Consider the following 26,714-nt stretch of genomic DNA (forward strand, 5'->3'; position numbering starts at 1 on the left):
GGGGACCTTCCTTCCGGAAGGGGCTGCAAAGGTAAGCAGAACTTCCCTCTTTGCAAGCGCTTCGGCAATCTTTTTTTCTCCTTCCCTCTCCGCCCGGCTGGCCTCGGGGTCCCTCCGGTCCCGAAGGGGCTGCAAAGGTAAGCAGAATCCTTTAGTTTGCAAGCGGGGAAGGAAAGTTTTTCTTTGCTTCCCTTAGGAAAAGGTTCCCGACCGGAGCCTAAGGGAGAACCAACATTAGGTGGCGATTGGTTCCCGGTAAGAGGAGGTTTTTTCTCCTTGCCGTTTCCTTTTGGCTGCTTCCCTGCTGGACGCTTAGGCAGAACCAAGAATAGGTGCTCAGAAGTTCCGAGGCACTTAAGTTTTTTCTGTTGACCTCTGCAAGCCACAAAGCTCCCGACCGGAGCCTAGACGGGAACCAAGAATGATGCTGGTTGGTTCCAAGCAACTTGAATTTCTTCTCTTACCTTCTGTCTCACCAATCAAATCTACTTGCCCCACCTGTATACTGCTTTCTCTATTTCTAGCCTGCTTTGCTTAGAACTGACTAAAACCGCTTTCCTCAGGCAAGGCGGGTAGTCCCGTTTTCACACCTGAAGGTCAGATTCTGTCCTGCTTATATGGAAGCGGTTTACTCCTTGTTTGCAATACTTCATTAGATATGGAGCATCCCCTCCTGCTAAAACTTCTGGTTATGGCATCCGTTTTAAGCTTACTTTGCCAAAACACCTTCTTAAACAGGTGTGATGCGCAAAGTGTCCTTTTTCGTCCAAGGGCAGCATTTGACTACTTGTACCACTTTAACTTGTTTTCTATTCCATAAACTTCTACACACCTTGAACCTCAAAACCTTTCTGACCACCTCACTCCTGTGGATTTCCTTTTCCGCTAGAGTTATAGCCCAGTCTCCAGCAGCAGACACTACCGTTGCTGTTCAACCGGTTATTTCCTCCTTGCAGGTCTCGCCTGAAGAAGGCAAACCGAAAACGAGTCGCTATCTTAAAAGAGCGGTATTACCTTCTGCTATACTTATGGCGGCAGGTATCTCTACCATCAAGGGAAATGGTTTCTACAGTAGCTATGACGCCAGCAGAGATGCTCGCAAAGCATTCCCGAACTTCAGCACCACCGTTGATGATTATCTGTTCTTCGTTCCAATAGTAGGCTTGTATGGTTTTAACCTGTTCTCATCACAGAACAAGCACGACATAAGGCGGCAAACCGGTTTGTTGCTGGCTTCTGGAGTGCTGACTACCCTTGTAGTGTATCCTACTAAATTCCTGACAGCGCAGGAGCGGCCCAACGGAGAGCCAAGGGCCTTCCCTTCAGGTCACACAGCATACGCTTTTACAATTGCTGCCATTGTAGACAAAGAGTTTAGAGGTAAAAGCAAGTGGATCAGCATAGGGAGTTACACCATCGCCTCGGCTACAGGTGTGATGCGCGTGCTGAACAATGAGCACTGGATGGCCGATGTACTAGCCGGTGCCGGTGTGGGTATCCTCTCCGTGAATACGGTTTATTTTATTCATGACCGCATCATGCGCAACAAGGGGTTAAATAGCAGCATTATGCCAACTGTTTTACCCAACGGCAAGATGGGGCTGGGCATGGCGCTTCAGTTCTGAGGATTGTTGATTGTTGATTGTTGATTGTTGATTGTTGATTGTTTTGAATAAAATGGCCGGAAAACAGCGTAAAGGGAAGCACAGATATAGGAAGCCCTTATCTATTTTGAGAACAATCAGCAATTAACAAGAAAGCCATGAAAATCCTTAGCGCCTCCCAAACCCGAGAAGCAGATGCGTACACTATTGCCCATGAGCCTATCTCGTCTTTAGACCTGATGGAACGGGCTTCTGGGGCGTTGGTGAAATGGCTGGAGCAGAGGTATTCTCCAGAGATTCCTTTCTATGTCTTCTGCGGACCTGGGAATAACGGAGGCGATGGATTGGCGGTAGCACGTTTACTCCACCACGATGGCTACGATGTGCAGGTGATCTTAGTAGCAACAAACAAAAACTATTCAACTGATCTCGCGCAGAACCTGAGCAGACTGCCAAAGGCCATTCCGCTTCTCAAAGCGCACTTCCTGCAAGATTTCCCAAGGGATTTGCCTTCAAGCGCAGTCATATTGGATGGCCTTTTCGGGTCAGGTTTGTCCCGGCCTTTGGAGGGCTTGTATGCCGAGGCCGTTTCTTATATCAATCAACTCGAGGCTCAGGTTATCTCCATTGACATTCCCTCAGGCCTGTTCACTGATGGCCCGACCCCAGAAGGAACTGCGGTAATACAGGCAGACATCACCCTTACCTTTGAGCGGCCTAAACTGGCATTCTTATTACCAACCTCAGGTGCTTTTGCCGGCGATTGGCACGTTTTACCTATCGGGCTTCACCAGGAATTCTTAAACCAGGTGGAATCTCCGCACCAATTATTAGTACCGGAAACTATCAAGTCGCTTGCTCGCCCTCGGTCCAAGTTCTCCCACAAAGGCACTTTTGGGCATGCTTTGCTGGTGGGCGGGAGTTATGGCAAGATGGGGGCTATCACGATGAGTGCCCATGCGGCTCTAAGATCAGGAGTTGGTTTACTGACGGTTCAGGTACCCCGGGTAGGGTATGACATTCTGCAGACCTCTGTGCCCGAAGCAATGGTTCTGACCGATGAGCATGAACATCACCTTACCACACCTCCCACCGATGTAACCAAATACCAGTGCATTGGCATAGGTCCGGGGCTTGGACAGGCCGAAGACTCCAGATTGGCCTTAGAACGGATGTTCCGCCAGAAGTTGCCTCCTTTGGTCTTAGATGCGGATGCGCTCAACCTTTTGGCCGCCGACCGACTGCTGCGCCAACAATTACCTGCCGACAGCATTCTGACGCCTCACCCTAAAGAATTTGAGCGGCTCACCGGCCCCGCCACCAACGACTTCCATCGCCTAGAGTTACTCCAGAACTTTTGCGCAGAACATAGCTGCTACGTCATCCTCAAAGGAGCTCACTCCTGCATCGGCACTCCATCCGGCGAACTTTACTTCAACACCACCGGGAACCCAGGAATGGCAACCGGCGGCAGTGGTGATGTGCTTACCGGTATTCTGACCGGCTTACGGGCTCAGGGGTATTCACCATTGGAAACTTGCCAGATTGGCGTTTACCTCCACGGGCTGGCAGGTGACTTGGCGGCAGCGGCAGAGGGAGAAACCTCTCTCATTGCTTCAGACCTTTACAAATACTTGGGAGCGGCGTTTCTTAAATTGAAACAATAGCGGCAACTTCTGTTTTTGGCCAGCTTTGTGGAAAATGGGCTGAAAATACTAGCCTTCTTTGCAGGAAGTAGTGGAGCCAAGCTCCTTTGAAGTCTCTGACAACCTTATAGCAGGAACCAGACCAGGAGAAACTGAACCAGCATCATTCCATCGGCTAAGATCAGGAAGTAGTATTGGGAACGGTTTTCGTGGGCATTCCAGATCACCATGGCAGCGCCTATTGCAGATAATCCTAAGGCTATGCGTACGTGCATGGCCGTTCCGGCCGGAAGCAGCAGGGCAAAAACGAACAAAGCCGCCAATGCCAGCTTCTTGGTATTTTGCACGCCCCACTTGGTGGGGAACGTTACCGTTTCGGTCTGCTTATCCTTGTTCACATCCCGGATATCAAAGACCAGCGTTAAAGAGAAGATAAACAGAAAACGGCGCAAAAACAGAATAAGGTTGGGCGTGTCAAATAGATCCCGGTCTACTTCCATCAACGGCAACTGCACCGTTATGGCTGACCAGACATAGGCAATCAGAAACACTTTCAGGAAAGGAATATCACGCAGGGGAATGTACCGGTCTCCTTCCGGGATCACGGCTACCGAGTATAGCCCAGCTACCACTATGAGGTGGAGCAAAAACCAGAAGCTTAACTCAAAAAGGGCAGTCCAGTAAAGATAAACCACGCACAGCGCACTAGCCACGCACATGAAAATAAGCTCCTGTCTGTACTTTTGGATCCACTCAGTACGGGCAGACATGCCCACCTCCTGGTTGAACTTGTAGGGCACCAAACTGTCTGCATTGTACACGAAAAGCGTTGCAAAGAAGACGATTCCCCCTAACCGAAGAGAAATAGGTATTCCGCTCAGCAGATATGTCTCCCACACCAGCACGGCAGCGCAAAGAGAAATAAACAGGTTGCTGTACAGAATAAAGTTCAGGACTTTCAGGGGGATCCTCATACTGGTTGAATCAACGGCTTCTTACCCATTGCGCTGGCAAAGTACGTTTGCAGTTACCTGCGGTGCAAACCTAAAATATGCAGAGACAACAGTACCTGGCTTGTCAATGCTCTGAAAGAAGAAGCGCCGCTTCCCTATACGGAAAGCGGCGCTTTTCTATTGAATGTTTTTGGGTCTTCTTAGCTATTGCCTCTGAAAGTAGTGTTGTACAGCTCAATGCTTTGCTCAATGATTCTGTACGCGTCTTCACGGCCCAGGAAGTTCTCCACAATCACTTCTTTGTTTTCCAGTTTCTTATAGTCTTCAAAGAAGCGCTGAATCTCAAGAAGGGTATGCGGCGGCAACTCAGAAATATCATTGATGTGCTTCACAGACATGTCGTTGGCAGCTACGGCAATGATTTTATCGTCTTCCTCGTTGTTGTCAATCATCTGCATCACCCCAATTACTTTGGCATCTATCAAGCACATAGGAGCTACGTCAATAGAGCAAAGCACCAGGATATCCAGAGGGTCTTTGTCATCGCAGTAGGTCTGGGGAATAAAGCCGTAGTTAGCTGGGTAGTGCACCGCTGAGAAAAGAACGCGGTCCAGTTTAAGCATACCGCTGTCTTTATCTAATTCATATTTGGCTTTTGATCCCTTCGGAATCTCAATGATACCGGTCACGATTTTAGGAGCCTCTTCGCCGTAGCTTACTTCATGCCAAGGATTAGATGTTTTCTGAGTTGTAGTTTCTGACATACTAATTATTTCTATCTGTTTTAAAATTCAGCGGCTTAGCTGTTACCGCACGTGTTCCAATAAAGACCGGCCCATGGTTCCGTTAGGTTCCTGGATGCGCAGCCAGGCTGCCAGGGTTGGGGCAATGTCAATAATCTCGGTGTGCACGGTAGATTCCCCCGCCGGAACCTGCCACCCGTACCATAGCAGCGGAATGTGAGTGTCATACGCCCAGGTACTGCCGTGGGTAGTTCCCTTGGCCATGCCGCGACCATAGTTCTCGTACCAACCAGGCTGATAGGTGAGCAATACGTCACCGGAACGGAACGGCATATACCCGTTTTCCACCAGCATGCCTAACCCTCGTTCCCAATGCGATTTCATGAGCGCATCGGCAGTGAAGGAACGTAAAACACCCGGAAAACGCTGCATAAATCTGGCAACCTCTTCCTGTATTTCCACCAAATTAACCTTTTTGCTTTCAATTACCGCATGGTTGAGGTAAATCTGTTGGTTCATGAAGGAGCTTACCCACTCGGCATTCCCGAATTTAGTATTCAGGTGCTTCTTCAGGGAGTCTGTCATGATGCCGTTGTTGGTATTACCCGCCGGTATTCTTAACTGTTTCAGGTAATTAGGATTGTGAGCGGCACCGTGATCGGCGGTTAGGAAAATCAATACGTTTTCTTTGCCTAATTGGGTGTCCAGGAACTTGAGCAAATCTGCCAGATCACGGTCCAGGCGCAGGTAATTATCTTCTACTTCAATGGAATTAGGCCCAAACTGGTGCCCTATGTAATCTGGTGTAGAGAAGCTTACTGCCAGAAAATCGGTGAACTGGCCTTTTCCTAGGTTCTCTGCTTTGATGGCTTCAATGGCAAATTCCTTGGTGTAAGTATTTCCGGCCGGAATGGCGCGCAGAAGGTCAAAGGTTTTGCCTCTGTAAGCCGGTATGTTGTGCGGGAACACCGGTTTCTGCTCCCCGGAGAAAGTACCCTCAAACGGCTGGTCATCAGCGGCGCTCTCGGTGTACTGGTCTATTGGCAGCAAGGTGGTCCAGGGCTGGCTCAGGTATTGGTCCGGCAGTTTGCGGTTGTTGAAAGCCTGCACCCACGCTGGAAGCTCCTGCATGTAATAGGTACTGGTGATCATGTTGCCGTTGCTGCCATCGTACCAGTACGCGGCATTGGCGGCGTGGCCGGCCGGCAGAATGGAACCGCGGTCTTTCAGACTCAGCCCAATGACTTTGCTCTGCTGGTTGGTGGCTAGTTTCAGTTCATCGGTGATGGTGGTGGAAATCATGTTCACCGGCGACATCTCTCCGGCAGTAGAATTACTCCCCACCGTTTTCACAGACTTATCCTCGGCACAGTAGATGTTACGGCCGGTGGCCCGGTTGTACCAGTCATTGCCCACAATGCCGTGCATGGCCGGCGTAGTACCGGTATAGATAGAGGCATGGCCAGGGCCGGTGTAGGTAGGTACGTAGTTGTAATGGTTGTTCCGGAAGTTGAACCCTTCTCCCATTAAGCGTTTAAAGCCTTCTTTGGAATATTTATCCCAAAAACGGTACAGGTAATCGTAGCGCATCTGGTCAACTACAATGCCCACTACCAGCTTTGGTTTAGCAGGTAATTTCCCTTTAGATTTCTTCTTTTGCGCTGCTGCGGGGGATATGCTTACAAGCAACAGCAGCATTACCGCCCAAAGGCGGATTACTCTTTTCTTCATTGGGTTTGTCTTACGATTCTGTTTCTGAGCCGATTTCTTGAAACCAGCTTAAAAACGTAAAGATATCAGGACAAGCTTTCCTGACTATCCTTTTTGCTGGAAGCGCTCAGAAATTAACCTATAGGTAACATACCCCCTAAAAAGCAAAACGCCCATTTTTCAATGGGCGCTGCTCTATGGGATATGTCAGAAAGCTTATCTACCGGCTGCAAGCGCCTCGGCACCACCCACAATCTCCAGGATCTCGGTGGTAATGGCAGCCTGCCTAGTACGGTTATACGTTAGTTTCAATTGCTTCAGCAACTCACCGGCGTTGTCAGTGGCTTTGTCCATGGCGGTCATACGGGCACCGTGCTCAGAGGCATTAGACTCCAATACTGCTTTGTACACCTGAATCTTCAGAGACTTAGGAATCAACTGCTCCACAATCTCCTCTTTAGAAGGCTCAAAGATGTAGTCCAGGTTGGCGTTGGTGTTGCCTTGGTTCTCGGTGTTCTCCTGAATAGGCAGGAACTGCTCCGTCCGGATGATCTGGGTAGCTACGTTCTTGAATTCATTGTATACCAATTCAACGTGGTCATAGTACCCGTTGCGGAAACCTTCCATGGCTCGTTCAGCAGCTACTCTTACCGTTTCAAAGGAAAGATTCCCGAACACAGTAGTATAGTCACCCGCCAAAGGGAAGTTACGCTTGTCAAAGTACTCGTGGCCTTTTTTCCCGATGGCCATGATCTCTACGTTACCGGCAACTTGCTGGGCTCTGTAACGATCGTTGATCAGGTTGTTCACGGCTTTCATCACGTTAGAGTTGAAAGCACCGCACAAACCACGGTCTGAGGTAACGGCAATGATCAGCACCCGTTGCACATCGCGTTTGCGGGCATACACATTCTCGCCACCCTCTCCGTTTACCTGAGAGAGATTAGAAAGGATGTTGTTCAGGCGTTGAGCATAGGGACGCATGCGCATGATGTTGTCCTGGGCCCGGCGCAATTTAGCCGCCGCCACCATTTTCATGGCCTTGGTGATCTGCTGCGTAGAGCTGACAGAAACAATCCGGTTGCGTACTTCTTTTAAACTAGCCATTTAATAGTTAGTCAAGTATGAACAGAGAAAGAAGAGCACACGGTTACCCGCGCTGCTCTTCTTCTGTTGATTTTAATTATTTACGATATCTGGCTGTGAGCTCACGCGCTACTTGCTTCAGCGTGTCAGTCACGGTATCATCAATCTTACCAGCTCTCAACGCATCCAGAACCGGACGGTGCTGCGCGTTCAACGTCATGGTGAAGTCTTTCTCAAACTGACGCACCTGGTTAACCGGAACGTCATCAATCAGACCATTGGTACAGCAGTAGATCATCGCTACCTGATCCTCTACCGCTACCGGAGAGAACTGAGGCTGCTTCAGAACCTCAAGGTTTCTGCGGCCACGCTCAATGGTCAGTTTAGTAGCAGCATCCAGGTCAGAACCGAACTTTGCGAAGGCTTCCAATTCACGGAACTGCGCCTGATCCAGTTTCAAGGTACCAGCCACTTTCTTCATCGACTTGATCTGAGCAGAACCACCCACGCGAGATACCGAGATACCTACGTTGATAGCCGGACGGATACCAGAGTTGAACAAGTTAGTTTCCAGGAAGATCTGACCGTCTGTGATAGAGATCACGTTGGTTGGGATGTACGCAGAAACGTCACCCGCTTGCGTCTCAATGATTGGAAGGGCAGTCAAAGAACCACCACCTTTCACTAAATGACGGATAGACTCTGGCAAGTCGTTCATGTTACGGGCAATCTCATCAGAAGCGTTCACCTTAGCGGCACGCTCCAATAAGCGAGAGTGCAGATAGAATACGTCACCTGGATACGCCTCACGTCCTGGAGGACGACGCAACAACAGAGACACTTCACGGTACGCCACAGCTTGCTTAGACAAGTCATCGTACACTACCAGCGCTGGACGTCCGGTGTCACGGAAGAACTCCCCGATGGCAGCACCGGTAAATGGCGCGTAGAACTGCATTGGAGCAGGGTCTGCAGCCGGAGCGGCTACTACCACGGTGTAACGCATAGCTCCACCAGATTCCAAAGCGTTTACGATCTGCGCTACGGTAGAGGCTTTCTGGCCAATAGCTACGTAGATACAGAACACAGGCTCACCACGGTCAAAGAACTCACCCTGGTTGATGATGGTATCAATAGCTACCGCAGTCTTACCAGTCTGGCGGTCACCAATGATCAACTCCCGCTGGCCACGGCCAATCGGAATCATTGAGTCAATTGCTTTGATACCGGTTTGCATAGGCTCATTTACCGGCTGACGGAAAATAACGCCTGGTGCTTTTCTTTCAATTGGCATTTCGTACAGCTCACCCACTAATGGGCCTTTGCCGTCTATTGGCTGACCAAGGGTGTTTACCACGCGGCCTACCATGCCATCACCTACGCGAACGGAGGCAATTTTATTTGTTTTCTTAACTGTATCGCCTTCTTTGATGTCGCTCCAGTCACCCAACAATACCGCACCCACGTTGTCCTCTTCAAGGTTAAGAACAAGGGCTTGCAGACCATTTTCGAACTCTAACAACTCACCAGACTGCGCCTTGGATAAGCCGTAGATACGAGCAACACCGTCACCTACTTGCAGAACCGTACCAACTTCTTCTAGTTCAGCTTCTGTTCTGAAGTTTGACAGCTGTTCTCTTAAAATCGCTGATACTTCATCAGGTCTAACTTCTGCCATGATTATAGTTTAGTAATGTATGGATTTTCTTTAAACTTATTTTTCAATCTCTGCACATTGCTCCGCACCGTGTTATCAATCTGCTGGTCGCCAATGCGCAGTACGTACCCACCTACTACAGACGGGTCTACCACTTCTTGCAGCTCTACTGTTTTTCCGGTACGGTCTACCACCATTTGCTGGAAAGTAGCCCGTAAATCGGGGGTAAGCGGCACGGCAGTGGTTACCGTTGCTTTCTGAATGCCTTTCAGTTCATTGTACTGCTTCACAAACTCTGTGGCTACAGACTCCAGAATCTCCTCACGGTTTTTCTGGGTAATGATTCTGAAAAAGGCATTGGTTAACTCGCTTACTTTAGCGCCAAAAAGGCTGTTCAGGATAGCGAGTTTCTTATCATGCTTTATAATCGGGTTGCGTAGTACCAGGCGTAAGTCACGGCTGCTCTCCAGGGTTTTGGAGAAATAGCGCATATCTTCATACACTTGCTCCAAAGAACCTTTCTCCTGGGAAAGCTCTAGCAGAGACTTAGCGTATCTGGAGGCAACTCTTTCTTCTGACATTTCTTTCTCTTGCGTGTTTAACGATTAGTTTCCTCTTTCTAGGCGGGAAACAGCTCGCCGGGCTTACTTTAGCTCAGGGGAGTATCTCTCAGGTAACTTTGAACCAGGGCACGTTGTGCCTGCTCATCCTGCAACTCACGCTTGATCAGTTTCTCAGCTATATCAATTGACAACGTAGCCGCCAGGTTCTTCACCTCAGTCAAAGCAGCTTTTTTCTCGTTCTCAATAGATACACGAGCTTGCTCAATCATGCGGGCACCTTCCTCGTTGGCTCTGGTACGGGCTCCTTCTACCAAGGCGGTAGCCGCGTCAGTGGCCTCTTTCAGGATACGCTCACGCTCAGCACGGGCCTCGTTCAGCAACCGCTCATTGTCAGCTCTCAGAGACTGCATCTCCAGTTTGGCTTTCTCAGCCATGCTCAAGGCATTGTCAATGTTCTGCTCACGTTCACGCAGAGCCTTCATGATAGGCTTCCAGGCAAACTTTGATAACAAGAAAAGCACCAATAAGAAGGTGACCACTTGCCAGAAAAGTAATCCGATACTAGGGGTTACTAATGGATTCATCTTACAATGTTTATTTTTCTAGAGAAAAGCCTTCTCTCAACTTTTAAATCTACTACTCCTTTATTGACGTCTCCCGTTCCTGACCAATCGTCAGGACGGGAGACGCAACAAATGCATTCTTAGCGAATGAACGAAATCAGAAGGCAAACTACCACCCCGAACAGGGCAACACCCTCGATAAGGGCAGAAGCGATAATCATCGCAGTCTGGATTTGTCCACCAGCCTCTGGTTGTCTAGCGATAGATTCCATGGCAGAGCCACCGATTCTACCAATACCTAAACCGGCACCAAGAGCCACTAAACCAGCACCGATACCGGCACCCATAATGGCGTAACCTGCGCCTACAGAAAACGCTTGAAGCAATAATGCTAACAACATAGAAGTAGTATATATATAGTTAAAAAAAGAAATTCAGATTAATGATGCGCACCCGCCAGATGAGGAGCATCGCCGTGCCCCAGGTCATCGTGGTGATCGTGCTCTTCCACTGCGCCGCCAAAGTACATGGCAGACAACAAGGTGAAGATGTATGCTTGAAGCAGCGCCACGAACAACTCAAGGAAGTTCATGAAGGTGGCAAACGCCACACTTACCGGACCAATGGCAACGCTTTCAAAAATAAAGATCAAGCTAAACAAACTCAGGATGATGATGTGCCCCGCCGTGATGTTAGCGAAAAGACGAACCATCAAGGAGAATGGCTTGGTGAAGATACCAATCACCTCTACCAGTGGCATAATTGGAATACCCCACTTCAACCACCATGGAACTCCAGGCGTGTTGAAGATGTGCCCCCAGTAAGACTTGTTACCACTGAACACTGTGATAATCAAGGTCAACACTGCTAACGTCAAAGTCACCGCAATGTTACCGGTAAGGTTTGCACCACCTGGGATCAAACCCAGCAGGTTATTGAACCAGATAAAGAAGAAGATGGTCAGCAGGTAAGGCATGTAGCGCTCATATTTTGGACCGATGTTGGTTTTGGCGATATCATCCCGCACAAAAACAATGATTGGCTCAAAGAATGACTGCAGCCCTCTTGGCGCTTTTCCTCTGCGCTTGTTGTAAGCAGACGCAATAGACAGGAACACCACAAACAGCAGGAACACACTCACAAACATGGAAGCCACGTTTTTGGTGATAGACAGATCCAGCGGCCCTACGTGCTTCTCTTCTCCGTTTTCACCGGTTACGGTTTTTGGCTCACCTTCTTCATTGGCATAATAGATATGCCCATGCTCCATTACGTAGCCTTTGTAAGGCTGCAATTCATGGTGCTCATTGTAGAACTTGCTAGACAGGAAAATGTCTAACCCGTTCTCTCCGTATAATATAACCGGAAGAGGAATGGTCAAGCCATGCGCAAACTCCCACACATAATCATCTCCCACGTGGTGCATGATCATGTCACCGGGGCTAAACTTCTCACCTTCGGCAGATTCTGCCGCTTGGGCTGAGAAAGTAAGAATAGAAAGCAGAATTACAAGTATCTTCTTCATTCAGAGCGGATTAAAAGCAACACATTCTACGTAAACGCATTACTCTAGGCTTGCTTTTTTGAATTTCGGCGCAAGTTACTCAACAAAGCGTAGATTTCAAATCCGGTATAAATAAAATAAAGCACGAAAAAGTTTAAGACGAACTGCACTATCTGTTCTTCGTGAAAATATCTATATACGAAAATTGCTATTATGGCAAACACCATTCGCACCCCCATGGAGGTGTAATAATAGGCATGCAGGTTCGTGGCATCGTGCTTTAAACCAAGGAGTGCCACATAATGGGCAAACCCAGTCACGAAGACAAAGAATGGAACCATGTACCAGATATAGGAATGAATCAATCCGGCGCCGGTATAGAACTGCAGTCCGGTAATCACCAGAACCAGCAAACCGGTGAGCAAGAGAAGGCCTCTCAGAAAATTCACTAAGCGTTAATCCTTACGGGTAAGAGATACAATAACAGAATACATACAGGCAAACACCGCCACAATCAGTAACCCAAAAGTCCACCAAGGTGTTTTGTTCTGGAAATGCTCATCCAGTTTCCGGCCACCCAGCGCGGCTATGGCCATGATCGCGATCATCTGGAACGCCAACCCAGAATACCGCAGGTAAGGCTTCACATCTGATTTCCGCTTGGGGCCGGTAGGCTGCTGTTGTGGATTCATGGGTTTGCTTCTGTTGCCGTAAAGGTACTAAATGCAGACTGGGGTTTTACAGAAAGATTTTCCCTTGGTTTTACGGGCTTTACAGAAAAACATCTCAAAAACGGGGAAGGTTCGCACTAAATTGGATTTCATTCGTTTACCTCTACGCCATGTTCTTGCGTAGTAGCGAAACATGAACCTAAAAAAATGTAAGTTTGTCTTTATGACTGCCCATTAACGAATTAGCATTACCTCTCCCTCCGTTTCTGGGCTTTTTTTGGCAAAACAGACATAAAATAAAAACCGGCTCTGCGTAGTTCTACTAGTATTCCATCATCTGACGTAACGTTGAAACTAACACGTTTTCTTCTTCTATTCCTTTTACTGGGCACCCTGGCGGGCTGCTCTTCAGATAAGCCTGTGGGCAAACTGTACCGTAACATCAATGCCCGTTTCAACGGGTATTTCCTGGCCCGGCAGAAACTGGATGCGGTGGAAGCCCGCCTGGATGCTGCCGTGGTGAATGACTATAACCGCATTTTGCAGGTTTTACCCCAAGCCGATACCACCATTCTGAAGACCCTGGCCCCGGATCTGGATGAGGTCATTAAGCGTGCTTCTTTCCCCATTGTGCGCCACCCAAAATCCCGGTGGATTGACGATTGTTATATTCTGATCGGGAAAGCCCGCTATTACCAGGGCGAAGACACTGAGGCCATGAAGACGTTCCGGTTTGTGCAGACCACCAGCCCAGACCGCCATGCCCGCCATGAAGCCATGATCTGGATGATGCGGCTTTACATGCGCCAGAAAGACTATGATAACGTAACCTCCATCTCAGAGCAGTTCCGGAAAGAGCGCATGAACGAAGACAACGGAAGGGAACTTCTCCTGACCAGGGCCCAGATGGCCAGCATCCAGAACAACTTGCCGCTCATGATTGAGAACCTGGAGAAAGCCATGCCCTATGCGAAGAAAAGAGACCAGGAGGCGCGGCTTCGGTTTATCTTGGGCCAGTTGTACCAGGCCACTAACCAAGACGCGAAAGCCTATGAGCAATTTGCCAAGGTCTTGAAGAAGCGGCCGCCGTACGAATTGGGCTTCTATTCCAGCCTCAATCTTGCCCAAGTTACCGAGTTGAAGGATGTTACAGACCAAGACAAGATCAAGGATTTCCTGCACAAGCTGGCCAAAGACCAGAAAAACAAAGAGTATCAGGATAAGATTTACTATGACCTGGCAAAGCTGGAACTTCGGCAGAAAAAATATCCAGAGGCTTTAGGGCTTTTAGGCCAATCTACGGCAGCCTCTACCACCAATACCGTCCAGAAAGCTTACTCCTATCTTTTGTCTGGGCAGATTTATTATGAGAACCTGCAGCAGTATGGCTTGGCTCAGGCCTACTATGACAGTACCCTGCAGTTGCTTCCCCCCACCACGCTTGGCTACGAAGAGCTATCAGACAGACGTACCGTTCTTACCGCTTTTACTGAGCAGTTAGAGATTATCCGCAGAGAAGATAGTTTGCTGGCTTTAGGGCAGCTAAGCGCCACTGACCGGGCCCAGCGGGTAGCCGACCAGATCACCAGAGAGCGGGAACAGCAACAGGCCGCCGCTACTGCTTTAGCTGCCGCTAACGCCAGACCAGCCCCTACCACCCAGACAGCTACGCTGCCCATCGGCGGGGCCGGAACACAAGGTAGCACCTGGTATTTTGACAACCCTGTAGCTTTGGCCGGTGCCCGCAATGACTTCCTGCGCACGTGGGGCGATCGTCCTTTGCAAGACAACTGGCGGCGCATCACGGCTGTTTCTGGAGGGGCAGGCAATGCGGCTGGCCCTGTAACCAGCACTGCCGTAGACAGCACCGCCCTGGCGGCCGCAGCGGCTCAGAAACAAGAAGCCTACCTGGCTGCTATTCCGGTTACGGCTGAACAACGCCAGGCTGCTGAGAAGCGGGTAGAAGAAGCCTTGTTTACCTTAGGCAACATCTACCAACAACGCTTGAGAGAACCCGAAAAAGCCAGCCAAACCTTCCAAAAGCTGTTAGAGCGGTTCCCAACCTCTTCTCATGCGTCTGAAGCTTATTACAGCTTGTACGTGATTGCCCAAGGGGCACAGCAACCCGAAAAAGCCGCTCAATACGCCCGGGCCCTGAAGGATAAATTTCCTACATCAAAGTACAGCAGGCTCATAGACCAGCCCGATTTCCTGCGCACCTACTCTGCCGAGAACCTGGCCGCGCACACGCTGTATGACTCGGCCTTTGCCTTGTATGAAAAAGAGAAGTTTCCTGAGACACTTACTGTTTTAGCCTCTCTTTCTGAGAAATACCCTCAAAACGATATTCCTGACAAAATTGCGTTCTTGCGGGCCATGGTAACTGGCCGTACGCAACCCGCGGTCACGTTCCGGAACGCCATGGAGCAATTCATTATCCATTATCCTGAGAGCCCGCTGTTACCCCAAGCCCGCGAGTTCATGAACCTGTACACCCGTTATGAATCAGGGGAATTAGCGAAGCCACCGGTGGTCAGCGCCCCGCCGGTGCCTAAGGAAGAAGTACCTACCTATAAAACTGAACGCAGCCTTCCGCACTATTTTGTGATTGTGCATACCGGCGACAGTTTAGCGCGGCAACAACTCATCACTGCTTACGGCACTTACAACAACCGTTTTCATCCTAAAAAGCAGTTAACCGCAGAGTCTGTGCCGTTTTCTGACAGCACTACTTTGGTGGTCATCCGGCCTTTAGCCGATTTTAAAGCAGCGGAACAGTACGCCAGATTACAAGCTGCACGCAGTTCTCCTTTGGCCAATTTAAAAGGCCCGAAATTTGCTACCTTTGTGATAACTGAAGCGAACCTGGCTTTACTGAGAAAGCTGGGTGATATCGCGGAGTATGTAGCTTTCTTTGAAAAAAATTACCAATAGCATGTCGTCTATGCCTGCCAATAGGAAGTACCGGAATATCATTTCGGGACTTTGGCTGTTCTTTGCGGGAGGGTTTGTATTCTTCCTCCTCTACGTTTTTGCCGTAAGTATCAATTTCCTGAACCTCTTTGGCGATCTTCCAGACCTGAAAACGCTGGAAAACCCTAAAAGCGAGCTCGCTTCTGAAGTCTACTCAGAAGACGGCCAGTTATTGGGTAAATATTTCCGGGAGAACCGCAGCCCTGTCACTTATGAGCAATTACCAAAGCACCTGGTAGACGCCCTGATCGCCACCGAGGACATCCGTTTTGAAGAACACTCCGGGATAGATTTCAAAGGCACGCTGGCAGTGCCGTACTACAAACTAACTGGTAAACAAGACCGCGGCTCTAGTACCCTTACCCAGCAGTTAGCCCGTAACCTGTTCCGTACCCGTGACGATTTGAATAATGGTCTGCTCAGCGATGTGCCCGGTTTGCGAATGCTCATCATCAAGACCAAAGAATGGATCATGTCTGTGAAACTGGAGCGCTCCTATACCAAGAAGGAGATTATGCTCATGTACCTGAACACGGTAGACTTTGGTAGCAACGCCTATGGTATCAAAGTGGCCGCCAAGACCTTCTTCAACAAAGAGCCTGAGCAATTGACCTTAGAGGAAGCTGCTACTTTGATTGGAGTACTGAAAGGTCCGTCTTACTACAGCCCCGTTACCCGCCCTGAGCGCTCTTTGAACAGACGCAACACCGTTCTGGACCAGATGCTCAAGTACAACTACATTGACGATCCTACCTACAAAACGGCCAGTGTGAAGCCTATTAAGCTGGACTTCAACGTAGAGAACCAGAACAAAGGCCTGGCGCCTTACTTCCGCACTGAGATTGGGAAAACGCTGGCACAATGGTGCCGCGAAAACGGCTTTGACCTGTACGCAGATGGTTTGAAGATTTACACCACCATTGATTCCCGCATGCAACAGCACGCTGAGGCTGCCGTGGAGCAGCACATGAAGGTGATGCAGAAAGAATTTTTCAAGCAGTGGAAAGGCAGAAACCCCTGGATTGACGAAAACGGCCGCGAAATCAAAGGGTTCTTAGCCGAGCAAATGAAACGCACCGCCCGCTACAAGAGCCTGGTAGAGCAATACGGGGACAACGAAGATTCTATCAAGTATCATCTCAATCAGAAAGTACCCATGCGTATTTTCACTTGGGAAGGCGAGAAGGATGTGGTCATGAGCCCAATGGATTCTCTGCGCCATTACAAACATTATCTACAAGCTGGCTTCATGGCCATGGACCCCCTCACCGGTAAAGTGAAAGCTTGGGTAGGTGGTACCAACTACAAGTACTTCAAATACGACCACGTTAAGCAAGGCGCCAGACAACCGGGTTCTACGTTTAAGCCCTTTGTTTATACTGCCGCTATTGAGAACGGCTACTCTCCTTGCTATACCGTGACCGATGCCCCTGTCACCATCATCAACCCAGACGGCAAGCCTTGGACTCCTAAAAACAGCGAAGGAAGGTACTCTGGCCGTAGAATGACCTTACGCGAGGCATTGGCGCTTTCTGTGAACAGTATCACTACCTACCTGATGAAAAAATTAGGCCCTGAATTGGTGGTACAAACGGCAAAACGCCTCGGAATCACAACTCCGCTAGATCCGGTTCCGTCTTTGGCTCTAGGTTCCAGCGATGTGACTTTGTATGATATGGTAGGTGCCTATAGTACCTTCGTGAACAAAGGAGTGTGGAACCAACCTCAGTACCTAGTTCGCATTGAAGACAAGAACGGAAACCTGCTGCATGAGTTCGTGCCTAAGACGGTAGACGCCCTGAGCGAGGAAACTGCTTACCTAATGGTGCACATGCTGCAAGGCTCCGCCGATACCCGGGGTGGTACCGCCTATTATGGCTTGCGTCACCGCTATGGTTTAAAGAATGAAATTGGGGCTAAAACCGGAACCACCTCAAACTACTCAGATGCCTGGTTTATGGGAATCACGCCAGACCTGGCAGCAGGTGTGTGGGTAGGCGGCGAAGACAGAAGCATCCACTTCACCAATCCTAATTTTGGGCAAGGAAACAAGTTAGCGATGCCTATCTACGCCATCTTCCTGAAGAAAGTGTACGCTGATAAATCCTTGAATGTGTCTAAAGCGCCGTTCCCTAAACCAACGCAGCCGCTGTCCATGCAAATTAACTGTGGCTATAGTAAGCCACCAACCGTGGTTGATTCCGTAAAACAAGAGCAAACGCTACCTCAGAACGAACCAACAGAGGTTGAGAATCGGTTTTAAGGAATAAGGAAGGAATATGTATGGCTGTGGAGGAAACCATAAAAGAGCAACTGAAGCATTTGCCGCATCGGCCGGGCATCTACAAGTTTTATGATGACAACGGGATCATCTATGTAGGCAAAGCTGTAGACATCCGCAAAAGAGTAAGTAGCTACTTCAATCGTTCCACGCAGCACAACAAAAAGACTCTTAAACTCATCTCCCAGATCAAACGGGTTGAGTTCACCATTGTAGACAGTGAGGCTGATGCGTTTTTGTTAGAAAACAACCTGATAAAACAGCATCAGCCTAAATACAACATTCTGCTCAAGGACGGGAAAACCTATCCTTACCTCTGCATTACCAATGAGCGTTTCCCAAGGGTTTTAAGCACCCGTAACAAGCTCAATGATGGTTCCCGTTATTTCGGTCCTTACCCTAGCGTAACCAGCATGAACGTGCTGCTGGAACTGATCAGGACACTGTATCCGCTCCGCACCTGCAGCTACAATCTTAGTCCTGCCAACATTGAGGCCGGCAAATTCAAGGTGTGTCTGGAATACCACATCGGGAACTGTAAAGGCCCTTGTGAAGGGCTCTATGAGGAGACGGAGTATAACCAGCACATCCAACAGATCAGGAATATTCTTTCCGGTAACTTAACCGTGGCAAAGAATTATTTCAAAGAGGCGATGTCTACCGCAGCCGCAGATCTGCAATTTGAATTGGCGCACCAGTATAAACAGAAGCTTGACTTGCTAGATGATTTTCAGGCTAAGTCAACTGTGGTTAGCCATACGCTCACCAATATTGACGTCTTTACCATTTCCTCAAATGAAAAATGCGCCTTCATTAACTACCTCAAAGTAATGAATGGCTCCATCATTGGGACTCAATCCTTGGAATTGCAGAAGAAACTGGAGGAAAGTGACCAGGATATTCTAGCGTCCATGATCATGCAGCTCCGGTCGGATTTTGAGAGCACCGCCAAGGAGATTCTGGTGAATATTGATGATTTGGTTTTACCGCTGGAAGGAGTTACTGTAACGGTTCCGCAGATTGGAGATAAGCGTAAGTTGTTAAACCTTTCCCTGAAGAATGCTATGTATCTCCGCAAGGAAAAGGAGAGCATGCAAGATAAATCAAAGGACAGCAACGAGGTACGCATTATGGAGACCATGAAGCGAGATCTTCGGCTTACCGAGCTCCCCAAGCACATTGAGTGTTTTGATAACTCCAATTTCCAGGGCGATAACCCGGTGGCATCCATGGTGTGTTTCCGGAACGCTAAACCATCCAAAAAAGATTACCGGCACTTCCATATCAAAACGGTGGTTGGTCCGGATGACTTTGCGTCCATGTACGAAGTAGTCACCCGCCGCTACCGCCGGTTATTGGATGAAGGGGCTTCTTTGCCTCAGCTCATCATTATTGATGGGGGTAAAGGCCAATTAGGAATGGCTGTGAAAGCCCTGAAGGATTTGGGCATCTACGGCCAGGTAGCCATTGTGAGTATTGCGAAACGACTGGAAGAGATCTTCTATCCCGGTGATTCGCTGCCGCTGTACATTGATAAGAAATCAGAAACGCTGAAGCTGATCCAGCGCCTCAGAAACGAAGCGCACCGCTTCGGGATCACTTTTCACCGCTCCCTACGAGATGCCAGTACCTTGAAAACTGAGTTAACCACCATCAAAGGACTTGGCCCTGCCACCGCTGAAAAGCTTTTAAGCAAATTCAAATCAGTGAAGAAGATTTCTGAGCTCTCACAGCAGGAATTGGAGTCTGAAGTAGGCAAAAGCAAAGCCAAGATTTTGGTTGATTATTTCTCTAACGCGAAAGTTTAGCCTACCCATTTTGAGCCTATTTTCAGGGAAACAGGTCTAAAATGGAACAGGGAAGAAGAGCATTCTGTACTTATCCCGTTCCCTTACCTGCAACTAACGCTAAATTCAACCAAATTTAATCAAACACCTAAATTGGTAAGGGCATAAAAAAAGGAGACCGTTTCTGGCCTCCTTTTTTTATATTAAGCTTAAACTAGTTTTTAGTAGCTCCACAAGCTGTACTCAAACTCAATCAGCTCTTCCATGGCTTGCTGAGCAGCCAACAGACCTTTCTTACCAGCGCCATACACCTCTTCTAAACGCTCATCATTTACGTTAGAAACTTTGGTGATGTAAGAGCTGAATAACCACAGATCAAATGCATCTGCCAGGTTCTTGTGCTGCGCATCGTTCTGTGCATTGAACCAAAGCGCTTCATCTGGATGAGCTTTGAATACTCTCACCAAGTCACTGTATTTGAACGAGGCGATTGGTTTCTCAAAGCCCAGGCTGTTGTACTTAGCAGGCATAATCAAAGTGATTGCCTGAATGTCATGGTACAATCTTGAGCGCTTCTTGTCAAATACTGCATCTTCCTTGATTTCTAACTTGTAAAGCTCATTAGGAAGCAACTCATTACCGGTTGCAACAGCGGCTTCAGGAGCAGCAGCGGCTTTTTTAGTATCGGTTTTCTTGGCAGTATTCTTCTTTGGAGCAGGAGTTCCCCAGCCGTCATCGTTTCCCCATCCATCATCAGCGGCAGCAGGCTGGTCAAAACCGGCGGCTTTTTCAGCCTCGGTCAAACCACCAGCCGCAGAAGAAGACGGCGTAAGGTTTGTCATGAACTCTTGTGCAGAGATAGGAGTGTTGAGGGTATCAGATCTGTACGCCTGTAATTCTCCACGTCTTACTGCATCTGTGATCAACTTAGTGATTTGCCTTCCAGGGGAAAACATAGGACGGTTTTGTTTCTCACGAAGATCTACCGCTCTCCACACTGTTTTCTTGAACATTACGTCAGAGGGCGGAATTGGTCTGGCAGAAGCAGGAGCAGCCAAAGAGCTATCCATTCTGGCTTTCGCCAATTCTGCTTGCCGTTGCATTTCCTGCTGGCGAGCCAACTCTTCCTGACGGGCTTTTTCAGCCGCAGCTTGGGCAGCAGCACTTTGCTGAGCTTTCTGCGCAGATGTGGTTGACTTTTTAGTAGTGCGTTTTTGCGCCGTACTAACAACTGGAATGCTAAGCAATCCCGCTAACCCCAACACAATTAACTTCTTCATGATACTAAAAACTTACTAGTTAAGCTGGAAAGTAATACTTGAGTTATCAGAAGGAACAACTTCCTGCTGATCACGATAGTTCATTCTACGAATTTCTCTTACGTCAATGGCAATTCTATCGCCAGGACGGGCTTGACCCGCAAGGCTACCTAAGCTCACGTTAGGACCAGTTCCTTGCACCGAGCCAACCGGACGAGCGCCACGCACCAGGTACACTGTGTACTGAGTAACTCTGTAACGGGCATCTTTAGGCAATTGGTTCTTGAAGCTTTCGTCTGGGATAGCTTGCACGGTCAATGAACGTGGACCCGGAGCTGGCATACCTTTCACCACATCCACTGGACGACCGTTGGCAGAAGCAACTACTCTTGGTCTTGGTACCAGTTTCACGGTGAAATCCTGTGAACCAATAGCATTTCCGCCGCTGCTTACGTTCAGTTTCACTTGTCTTGAGGTAGGAATCAGGGTTAAGAATCCTTTCTTAGCTCCTTTTACTACTGTTGCACCGCTTGCAGAGAAAGACGGATCATAGTTAGCACCCAAAGCAGGCACTTGGATGTTCAGCTCGTTACCGCAGTTGAAGTACAATGAGTTGATAGAAGCAGACTGGATTTGCATCACTGGCTTAGCAACTACGTACTCCTGAGTAACCTGGAACACTGTGTCACGGCCGTTTGCCTGACGGAAACGTACCTGACCTCTCCAGGTCTTCTTAGCGTTACCTTCTGCATCGTAGTTACCAGCAGTGGCAGTGAACTCAATCTGACCTTTACCACCTTTCACCGGAATGGATCTACCGTCTACTGACATAGTTGGGGTTACTGCATCAGAAGAAGCAGCCAGGAACATTTCAGCTTTGTATTTAGTACCAGCAGCTACTGTTTTAGACTCAGCACTGGCCATTGCAAAAATGTTCTCAAACTTGATGATATCTGCTCCAACTTTCTGCGCCAACTGAGAAAGAGTTTCTGCTTCGTATTTCAGAACCTCAGACTCCATTTGGGCCAATGTAGCCAAAGCTGCTACTATTGGAGTTTCCTCAAAGTTGATTTCGGCGAAATCTTTCTTACGCTGAGCTTTATTCTTTTGAACTCTCACGTCTTCTTCACCGCTCAAAGCAAGTTTAGCAGGAGCATTTGGGTTATACTGGCGCAAGAAAGAGGCATAGGTGTTCAGCTTTTTCTCTAACTCATATGCTTTCCCTCCTTTGCCAGGTCCGCCAATCATCAGCATGTTCACACGCTCATTGTTCTCAGGGTTTTTGTAACCTCCTGTCTCAGGATCCTGTCCTCCGGCTTCTTTCACCAGTTGCTCACGTAATCCGTGGATGTACGCAACCATTTCAGAAGTTTGCTTTCTTACAGCTTCTGCGCTTTCTACTACACGCACGTCTTGGGAGCGGTTCCCAGACTCTTCTACTGTAGCTTTAATTCCGCTTAAAACTCCGCTGTTATCCTTGTTTGTTTTGTTGTTAACAGTGCTTAAGCTGTCATCAATAAACTGAAACTTTAGGAGAATTGCAGAGCTTACGTTCAAGGCCAACATTGCAGTAAGCACGAGATACATCATCCCGATCATCTTCTGCCGTGGCGTTTCTTTTCCTCCAGCCATATTTCCTGGTCTAGCTTTCTAATTTAAAGTTAAACGAATGGGTTCGTAAATAGGAATGGCAGAGATTACCCTCTCATGGCATTTAACATGTTGCCATACACGTTATTCAATGAATGCAAGTTCTTGGTCAGGTTAGTAACCTCTTCTTTGAACTGCTCAGTTTCACGGCTAGCCTGGGTCAGGTTCTCCATAGCATTAGTGATGCTACCGTAGAACTTGTTAATAGATTTCAGGTGGTTGTTGGCATCCTGAAGCTCCATTTCATACACAGCGTTCAAAGCACCCAGGTTTTTGGTCACTTGCTGTACCTGAGCATTGTAAGCCTGGGTATCTGCTGTAGCATTAGCCATTTGAGTTACAGCTTGCAGAGTAGCACCATAAGCCTCGTTGATTTTATCCAAAGAGCCAGTAGCTGTTCTTACACGGGTCGCATACTCTTTAGTAGCAACAGTAGCATCTGTCAAATCTGAGATCTGGGCAGTTGTCTCAGATAATCTTGTCAGGCCTTGGCCTAAAGAACTGATTGTAGCAGGAGTTACATTAGCATCACGCAGCATTTTATCCAAGTCACCAGTGATAGACGGACCAGCTGGAGCAGCAGCAGCTACCGTTGGAAGCGGACCATCATAATCATCACGCAATTGTGGGTAAACACGCTCCCACTCTGGCTCATGAGCCTGTGGCTGGAACGCACTCAGGAAGAATATGAAAGCCTCAGTACCTAGACCTACCATCAGCATGATGTCGGCTGGTCCTATGTGCAAGATTTTGAATAACGCTCCAAGAATTACTACTGCGGCACCAATACCATAAATTTTGGGCATCAAAACATCCCAAAGAAAGTTGCCTTTTGCTTTGCTCATTGTTAGACTGATTTAGATTGTAAGAGTTATTGGTTCAGAATTAATTTACTTATAAAAATTTGGGGCGGGAGCCTATCTACCCAGATCAAAGTCTGAAGAACGTCCGATATAGATCATTGCGCTCCGGAAACCGATGTAAGAACGCGCAGAATCCTGGTATTCAAAGTTACGAACACCTGTCTCCAGGAAATGAGCTATATCTTTCCAAGAACCTCCACGCACAATTTTACGTGGTTCGTTGTCATCATAGTAAGTTGGGTTCAAATCCCAAACAATTGGCACAGTAGCCTCAGAATAAGCATCTTCGCACCACTCAGCTACGTTACCTGACATATCATATAAACCAAAATCGTTCGGATAATATTGTCCTACTGGCGCAGTATATGTAAAGCCATCGCTGTAGTAATCGCCGCGGCCAGGTTTGAAGTTAGCCAGCATACAACCTTTGGCGTTACGCAGGTAAGGACCACCCCAAGGATAGGTAGCTAAGTCACGGCCACCACGAGCTGCATACTCCCACTCAGCCTCAGACGGCAGACGGAAGCTTGGCATTGGCGCCATACCGCTTTCTACGTTGTAGTTGTTTTTGTGCTTGGTTCTCCAGCTGTTGAAGTATTTAGCGGCAAACCAGTCTACCCCTACCACCGGATAGTCATCAAAGGCCGGGTGTGAATAGTAATACTCCATCAATGGGTCACCCATATGGTAGGTGAAGTCTTTCACCCATACGGTTGTGTCTGGATACAATTGAGTCATGACAAACTCTTCTCCAAGAACATCCAGTGAATCCTGACGGATAGCGTCCATGAACTGACGGTACTCATTATTTGTGATTTCTGTCTCATCCATGTAGAAACCGCCAATGGTTACCTGCTTGTTCATATTAGACATACTGGCGGCAATATCCTGATCAGTTTGTCCCATATGAAAAGTACCACCTGGGCAAGCCACCATTCCGTAAGGAACCTCCTGTGGATTAAATTCTGGGCGGTCTTCTGCCCCGATCACATCACCCTGTGAGTCTCTCCCCATACCACAACCTGCCATTAAGACTACGCTTAAAGCAATGGCAGAAAACTGTAAAAACTTAATCATATTCTTGGACTTGAAAAAATAGCGTTCCCGCTTAGCTTGTATGATTTTGAAGATAGCAAATATAAATCCCTATATTAAAAAACAAAACTAGTGTTTTTTCTTGAAGTACAATACGCTAACGACGCAAAGAAAATATTATTTTATCTAATAAATAATTCCCTCATCATTAGCAGTATGCATTTTACTGAAAAGTGAGTAGTTAAAAGAAATAGCGTGGGGTCCTAATTGGGGGTTTTGTATTATTTCTAGGCTTTGGAAGCCTGTAGCCAAGCATTACCTCATGCGAAGTAGCGCTTTTAGCATCTGTGCCTACGGCGGTATAATCAAATGCGTATCCAAAGCTCAATGCATTATCCTTTAAAAGATAAACACCTAATAATCCAGTAATGGCTTCTCCAAACCTGTACCCAACCCCACCCCAGAACTTATCATTAAAGGTTGCCCTTGCTCCGGTTTCTAACGAAGTCACTCCGGCGTTGATGTCTTGTTTAAGCAATACCGTTGGAGTTACGTCTATCATATCAGAAAGTTCCAGCTCATAGCCACCTGTCACCATAAGGTGTTTTTCACCAGTAACAGTTCCCATAGCACCAGTACGATCCTCATTTTCAAACTCGTAAACAGAACCAAGCAGGTTTGTAATGCCAGCGCCAGCATACCAATTCTCATGCTGGAACCACAATCCGGCTCCCATATCAAATTTGCGGTCAGAACTGTTAAAGGGTACCCGGGTGTCACCTATGTCATTGGCACGGTATCCTCCCTTGCTCATGTTAGTAAACCCACCTTGCACGCCTATGCCCAAAGTGCCGCCTCCTAAATTGAGGTGATAAGAATATGCTAACTGAGTATAGAAAACATCCACTGCCCCAATCTCATCTTTCATCACCACCAACCCTATTCCACTTTTAAGGGCAGAGATAGGAGCAGAGACACTGAACAAGGCTGTTCTGGGAGAACCGCCTGTATCAAAAGTGCCGTCATACCCCAGCCATTGGTACCTATAGAGCACATTAAGTTCAGTCTGTCCTTTCACGCCCGCGTAACCCGGACTAATAAATTGGCCATTAAAACCATAATGACTGAACTGAGGCAATTGCTGCGCTTCTACCAACAGGGGGAATAGAAACACTACTAGGAATACCAGGCGGCTAAATCTGTGCATCTTTATCAGCATATAACACCCTTGCTTAGACAAGAGCTATTTGGCAAAAGCTAGTGAATTGTCTATTAACCTCCAAAAGTCAACCCCAATTACGAGCCCTAGCCATGCTACGCACAAATAAAAGAAAAGTAACAGCTCTTTTACTTTTTCCCGGAATGTTGTTGGATATAAACCTCAATAGCGCCCGTCATGGAAGGAGCATTAGGCATTGGAGCTTCAATATCCAGCTCTAAACCAGCATCACGCACAGCCTGGGCTGTTGTAGGACCAAAAGCGGCAATCCGGGTATTGTTCTGCTTAAAATCAGGAAAGTTCACAAACAAAGAGTGCACTCCTGATGGGCTAAAGAAAGCAATGCAGTCATATTTCACCTCTGCCAAATCAGACAAGTCTGATGCCACGGTTTTATACATGGTCGCTTCTGTGAAATTGAAGTTATTAGCCCGCATAAATTCCGGGATATCTTCCTTCCTGATGTTAGAGCATGGGTACAAGAATTTTTCATTCTTGTGCTTCTTCAACACATCAAAAAGATCAGAAGCTGTCTTACCCCCGATAAACAATTTCCGCTTTCTTAGAACGATGTACTTTTGCAGATAGTACGCTGTCTGATCAGAGATACAGAAATATTTCATCTCAGCAGGCACCTCTATCTTACCTTCGGCGCAGATTCTAAAGAAGTGGTCAACCGCATTACGGCTTGTGAAGATAACGGCCGTATGATCCAGAATATTGACCTTATCCTTGCGGAACTCTTTGTAAGAAACGGGCTCAATTTCAATAAAAGCCCTAAAATCTACTTTAATCCCGTATTTTTCAGCAATGCTCAGGTACGGAGAGTTATCGTTAGCGGGCTTTGGCTGCGTGACTAGAATACTAGAGATTTTCTTTGAATGTCTATCCGCACCCAACAATTCTTTACCGTCAGCCATGTTTAGAAGGTAGTTTTTAGCAACTGT

The 26,714-nt window shown here is 47.8% G+C and carries 22 protein-coding genes; 5 read left to right on the plus strand and 17 right to left on the minus strand.

The window, feature by feature from the left end; all coding sequences use genetic code 11:
• Positions 1-1,028 precede the first annotated feature (1,028 nt).
• Together JT719_RS11395 and JT719_RS11400 are read left to right on the plus strand one after the other, a co-directional pair.
• Positions 1,029-1,625 (plus strand): phosphatase PAP2 family protein, encoded by a 597-nt coding sequence (locus tag JT719_RS11395; RefSeq protein WP_242693218.1) that lies wholly within the window; start codon positions 1,029-1,031, stop codon positions 1,623-1,625.
• Positions 1,626-1,762: 137 nt separating this feature from the next.
• Entirely contained in the window at positions 1,763-3,271 is a 1,509-nt protein-coding gene (locus tag JT719_RS11400) for an NAD(P)H-hydrate dehydratase (RefSeq protein ID WP_207433377.1), read from the plus strand.
• 104 nt (positions 3,272-3,375) lie between these two features.
• Here the strand turns inward: JT719_RS11400 and JT719_RS11405 are convergent, their stop codons facing one another.
• From JT719_RS11405 to JT719_RS11455, 11 genes are all read right to left on the minus strand, one after another.
• Positions 3,376-4,224: a UbiA family prenyltransferase gene (locus tag JT719_RS11405; protein WP_207433379.1), complete on the minus strand. Its 849-nt coding sequence runs from the start codon at positions 4,222-4,224 to the stop codon at positions 3,376-3,378.
• Positions 4,225-4,403: 179 nt separating this feature from the next.
• Positions 4,404-4,967, minus strand: coding sequence for an inorganic diphosphatase (locus tag JT719_RS11410; protein WP_207433381.1), 564 nt, complete (start codon positions 4,965-4,967; stop codon positions 4,404-4,406).
• 42 nt (positions 4,968-5,009) lie between these two features.
• Positions 5,010-6,677, minus strand: a complete 1,668-nt coding sequence (gene pafA / locus JT719_RS11415; protein WP_207433383.1) for an alkaline phosphatase PafA — start codon at positions 6,675-6,677, stop codon at positions 5,010-5,012.
• A gap of 195 nt (positions 6,678-6,872) precedes the next feature.
• Positions 6,873-7,763: an ATP synthase F1 subunit gamma gene (gene atpG / locus JT719_RS11420; RefSeq protein WP_207433385.1), complete on the minus strand. Its 891-nt coding sequence runs from the start codon at positions 7,761-7,763 to the stop codon at positions 6,873-6,875.
• A 76-nt stretch (positions 7,764-7,839) separates the two neighbouring features.
• The gene (gene atpA / locus JT719_RS11425; protein ID WP_207433387.1) at positions 7,840-9,420 is read right to left on the minus strand and encodes a F0F1 ATP synthase subunit alpha; all 1,581 of its coding nucleotides are present in this window, start codon (positions 9,418-9,420) and stop codon (positions 7,840-7,842) included.
• A 2-nt stretch (positions 9,421-9,422) separates the two neighbouring features.
• On the minus strand, positions 9,423-9,980 hold the full coding sequence (atpH, locus tag JT719_RS11430; protein ID WP_207433389.1) for an ATP synthase F1 subunit delta: 558 nt from the start codon (positions 9,978-9,980) through the stop codon (positions 9,423-9,425).
• Between the two features lie 68 nt (positions 9,981-10,048).
• Complete coding sequence (locus JT719_RS11435) at positions 10,049-10,546, minus strand: F0F1 ATP synthase subunit B (protein ID WP_207433391.1); 498 nt, start codon at positions 10,544-10,546, stop codon at positions 10,049-10,051.
• 119 nt (positions 10,547-10,665) lie between these two features.
• Positions 10,666-10,926, minus strand: coding sequence for an ATP synthase F0 subunit C (gene atpE / locus JT719_RS11440; protein ID WP_207433393.1), 261 nt, complete (start codon positions 10,924-10,926; stop codon positions 10,666-10,668).
• 38 nt (positions 10,927-10,964) lie between these two features.
• Entirely contained in the window at positions 10,965-12,050 is a 1,086-nt protein-coding gene (gene atpB, locus JT719_RS11445; protein ID WP_207433395.1) for a F0F1 ATP synthase subunit A, read from the minus strand.
• Positions 12,051-12,094: 44 nt separating this feature from the next.
• Complete coding sequence (locus JT719_RS11450; protein ID WP_242693219.1) at positions 12,095-12,454, minus strand: hypothetical protein; 360 nt, start codon at positions 12,452-12,454, stop codon at positions 12,095-12,097.
• Between the two features lie 30 nt (positions 12,455-12,484).
• The gene (locus JT719_RS11455) at positions 12,485-12,721 is read right to left on the minus strand and encodes an AtpZ/AtpI family protein (protein WP_207433399.1); all 237 of its coding nucleotides are present in this window, start codon (positions 12,719-12,721) and stop codon (positions 12,485-12,487) included.
• 327 nt (positions 12,722-13,048) lie between these two features.
• Between JT719_RS11455 and porW the strand changes: the two genes are divergently transcribed.
• Genes porW through uvrC form a run of 3 tightly spaced genes read left to right on the plus strand, consistent with a single transcriptional unit; the run spans position 13,049 to position 19,762 of the window.
• On the plus strand, positions 13,049-15,634 hold the full coding sequence (gene porW, locus JT719_RS11460; protein ID WP_479725265.1) for a type IX secretion system periplasmic lipoprotein PorW/SprE: 2,586 nt from the start codon (positions 13,049-13,051) through the stop codon (positions 15,632-15,634).
• A 10-nt stretch (positions 15,635-15,644) separates the two neighbouring features.
• Positions 15,645-17,936 carry a penicillin-binding protein 1A gene (locus tag JT719_RS11465; protein WP_242693220.1) on the plus strand — a complete coding sequence of 764 codons (2,292 nt, stop codon included), beginning with the start codon at positions 15,645-15,647 and terminating at the stop codon, positions 17,934-17,936.
• Positions 17,937-17,956: 20 nt separating this feature from the next.
• Positions 17,957-19,762 (plus strand): excinuclease ABC subunit UvrC, encoded by a 1,806-nt coding sequence (gene uvrC / locus JT719_RS11470; RefSeq protein ID WP_207433401.1) that lies wholly within the window; start codon positions 17,957-17,959, stop codon positions 19,760-19,762.
• Between the two features lie 200 nt (positions 19,763-19,962).
• Here the strand turns inward: uvrC and porN are convergent, their stop codons facing one another.
• The 6 genes from porN to JT719_RS11500 all read right to left on the minus strand — a co-directional run bounded on the left by porN (position 19,963) and on the right by JT719_RS11500 (position 26,687).
• Positions 19,963-21,021, minus strand: a complete 1,059-nt coding sequence (gene porN, locus JT719_RS11475; RefSeq protein ID WP_242693221.1) for a type IX secretion system ring subunit PorN/GldN — start codon at positions 21,019-21,021, stop codon at positions 19,963-19,965.
• A gap of 15 nt (positions 21,022-21,036) precedes the next feature.
• Entirely contained in the window at positions 21,037-22,632 is a 1,596-nt protein-coding gene (porM, locus tag JT719_RS11480; RefSeq protein ID WP_207433402.1) for a type IX secretion system motor protein PorM/GldM, read from the minus strand.
• Between the two features lie 65 nt (positions 22,633-22,697).
• Positions 22,698-23,495, minus strand: a complete 798-nt coding sequence (gene porL, locus JT719_RS11485) for a type IX secretion system motor protein PorL/GldL (RefSeq protein ID WP_207433403.1) — start codon at positions 23,493-23,495, stop codon at positions 22,698-22,700.
• 72 nt (positions 23,496-23,567) lie between these two features.
• Complete coding sequence (gene porK, locus JT719_RS11490; RefSeq protein ID WP_207433406.1) at positions 23,568-24,590, minus strand: T9SS ring complex lipoprotein PorK/GldK; 1,023 nt, start codon at positions 24,588-24,590, stop codon at positions 23,568-23,570.
• A 199-nt stretch (positions 24,591-24,789) separates the two neighbouring features.
• A complete protein-coding gene (locus tag JT719_RS11495; RefSeq protein ID WP_242693222.1) occupies positions 24,790-25,767 on the minus strand; it encodes a PorP/SprF family type IX secretion system membrane protein in 978 nt (325 codons plus the stop codon).
• 128 nt (positions 25,768-25,895) lie between these two features.
• Positions 25,896-26,687 carry a uroporphyrinogen-III synthase gene (locus JT719_RS11500; protein WP_207433407.1) on the minus strand — a complete coding sequence of 264 codons (792 nt, stop codon included), beginning with the start codon at positions 26,685-26,687 and terminating at the stop codon, positions 25,896-25,898.
• Positions 26,688-26,714: the final 27 nt, after the last annotated feature.

The organism is Sabulibacter ruber, assembly GCF_017355955.1.
Lineage (GTDB): Bacteria > Bacteroidota > Bacteroidia > Cytophagales > Hymenobacteraceae > Nibribacter > Nibribacter ruber_A.

Coding starts and splice junctions, on each gene's coding strand:
- JT719_RS11495 (WP_242693222.1), bottom strand. CDS start 25,767: ATGCTGATAAAGATGCACAGATTTAGCCGCCTGGTATTCCTAGTAGTG.
- atpH (WP_207433389.1), bottom strand. CDS start 9,980: ATGTCAGAAGAAAGAGTTGCCTCCAGATACGCTAAGTCTCTGCTAGAG.
- JT719_RS11400 (WP_207433377.1), top strand. CDS start 1,763: ATGAAAATCCTTAGCGCCTCCCAAACCCGAGAAGCAGATGCGTACACT.
- JT719_RS11465 (WP_242693220.1), top strand. CDS start 15,645: ATGCCTGCCAATAGGAAGTACCGGAATATCATTTCGGGACTTTGGCTG.
- JT719_RS11500 (WP_207433407.1), bottom strand. CDS start 26,687: ATGGCTGACGGTAAAGAATTGTTGGGTGCGGATAGACATTCAAAGAAA.
- atpE (WP_207433393.1), bottom strand. CDS start 10,926: ATGTTGTTAGCATTATTGCTTCAAGCGTTTTCTGTAGGCGCAGGTTAC.
- atpA (WP_207433387.1), bottom strand. CDS start 9,420: ATGGCAGAAGTTAGACCTGATGAAGTATCAGCGATTTTAAGAGAACAG.
- JT719_RS11435 (WP_207433391.1), bottom strand. CDS start 10,546: ATGAATCCATTAGTAACCCCTAGTATCGGATTACTTTTCTGGCAAGTG.
- atpG (WP_207433385.1), bottom strand. CDS start 7,763: ATGGCTAGTTTAAAAGAAGTACGCAACCGGATTGTTTCTGTCAGCTCT.
- JT719_RS11395 (WP_242693218.1), top strand. CDS start 1,029: ATGGCGGCAGGTATCTCTACCATCAAGGGAAATGGTTTCTACAGTAGC.
- porN (WP_242693221.1), bottom strand. CDS start 21,021: ATGAAGAAGTTAATTGTGTTGGGGTTAGCGGGATTGCTTAGCATTCCA.
- atpB (WP_207433395.1), bottom strand. CDS start 12,050: ATGAAGAAGATACTTGTAATTCTGCTTTCTATTCTTACTTTCTCAGCC.
- porM (WP_207433402.1), bottom strand. CDS start 22,632: ATGGCTGGAGGAAAAGAAACGCCACGGCAGAAGATGATCGGGATGATG.
- JT719_RS11455 (WP_207433399.1), bottom strand. CDS start 12,721: ATGAATCCACAACAGCAGCCTACCGGCCCCAAGCGGAAATCAGATGTG.
- uvrC (WP_207433401.1), top strand. CDS start 17,957: ATGGCTGTGGAGGAAACCATAAAAGAGCAACTGAAGCATTTGCCGCAT.
- JT719_RS11405 (WP_207433379.1), bottom strand. CDS start 4,224: ATGAGGATCCCCCTGAAAGTCCTGAACTTTATTCTGTACAGCAACCTG.
- porL (WP_207433403.1), bottom strand. CDS start 23,495: ATGAGCAAAGCAAAAGGCAACTTTCTTTGGGATGTTTTGATGCCCAAA.
- JT719_RS11410 (WP_207433381.1), bottom strand. CDS start 4,967: ATGTCAGAAACTACAACTCAGAAAACATCTAATCCTTGGCATGAAGTA.
- porK (WP_207433406.1), bottom strand. CDS start 24,590: ATGATTAAGTTTTTACAGTTTTCTGCCATTGCTTTAAGCGTAGTCTTA.
- pafA (WP_207433383.1), bottom strand. CDS start 6,677: ATGAAGAAAAGAGTAATCCGCCTTTGGGCGGTAATGCTGCTGTTGCTT.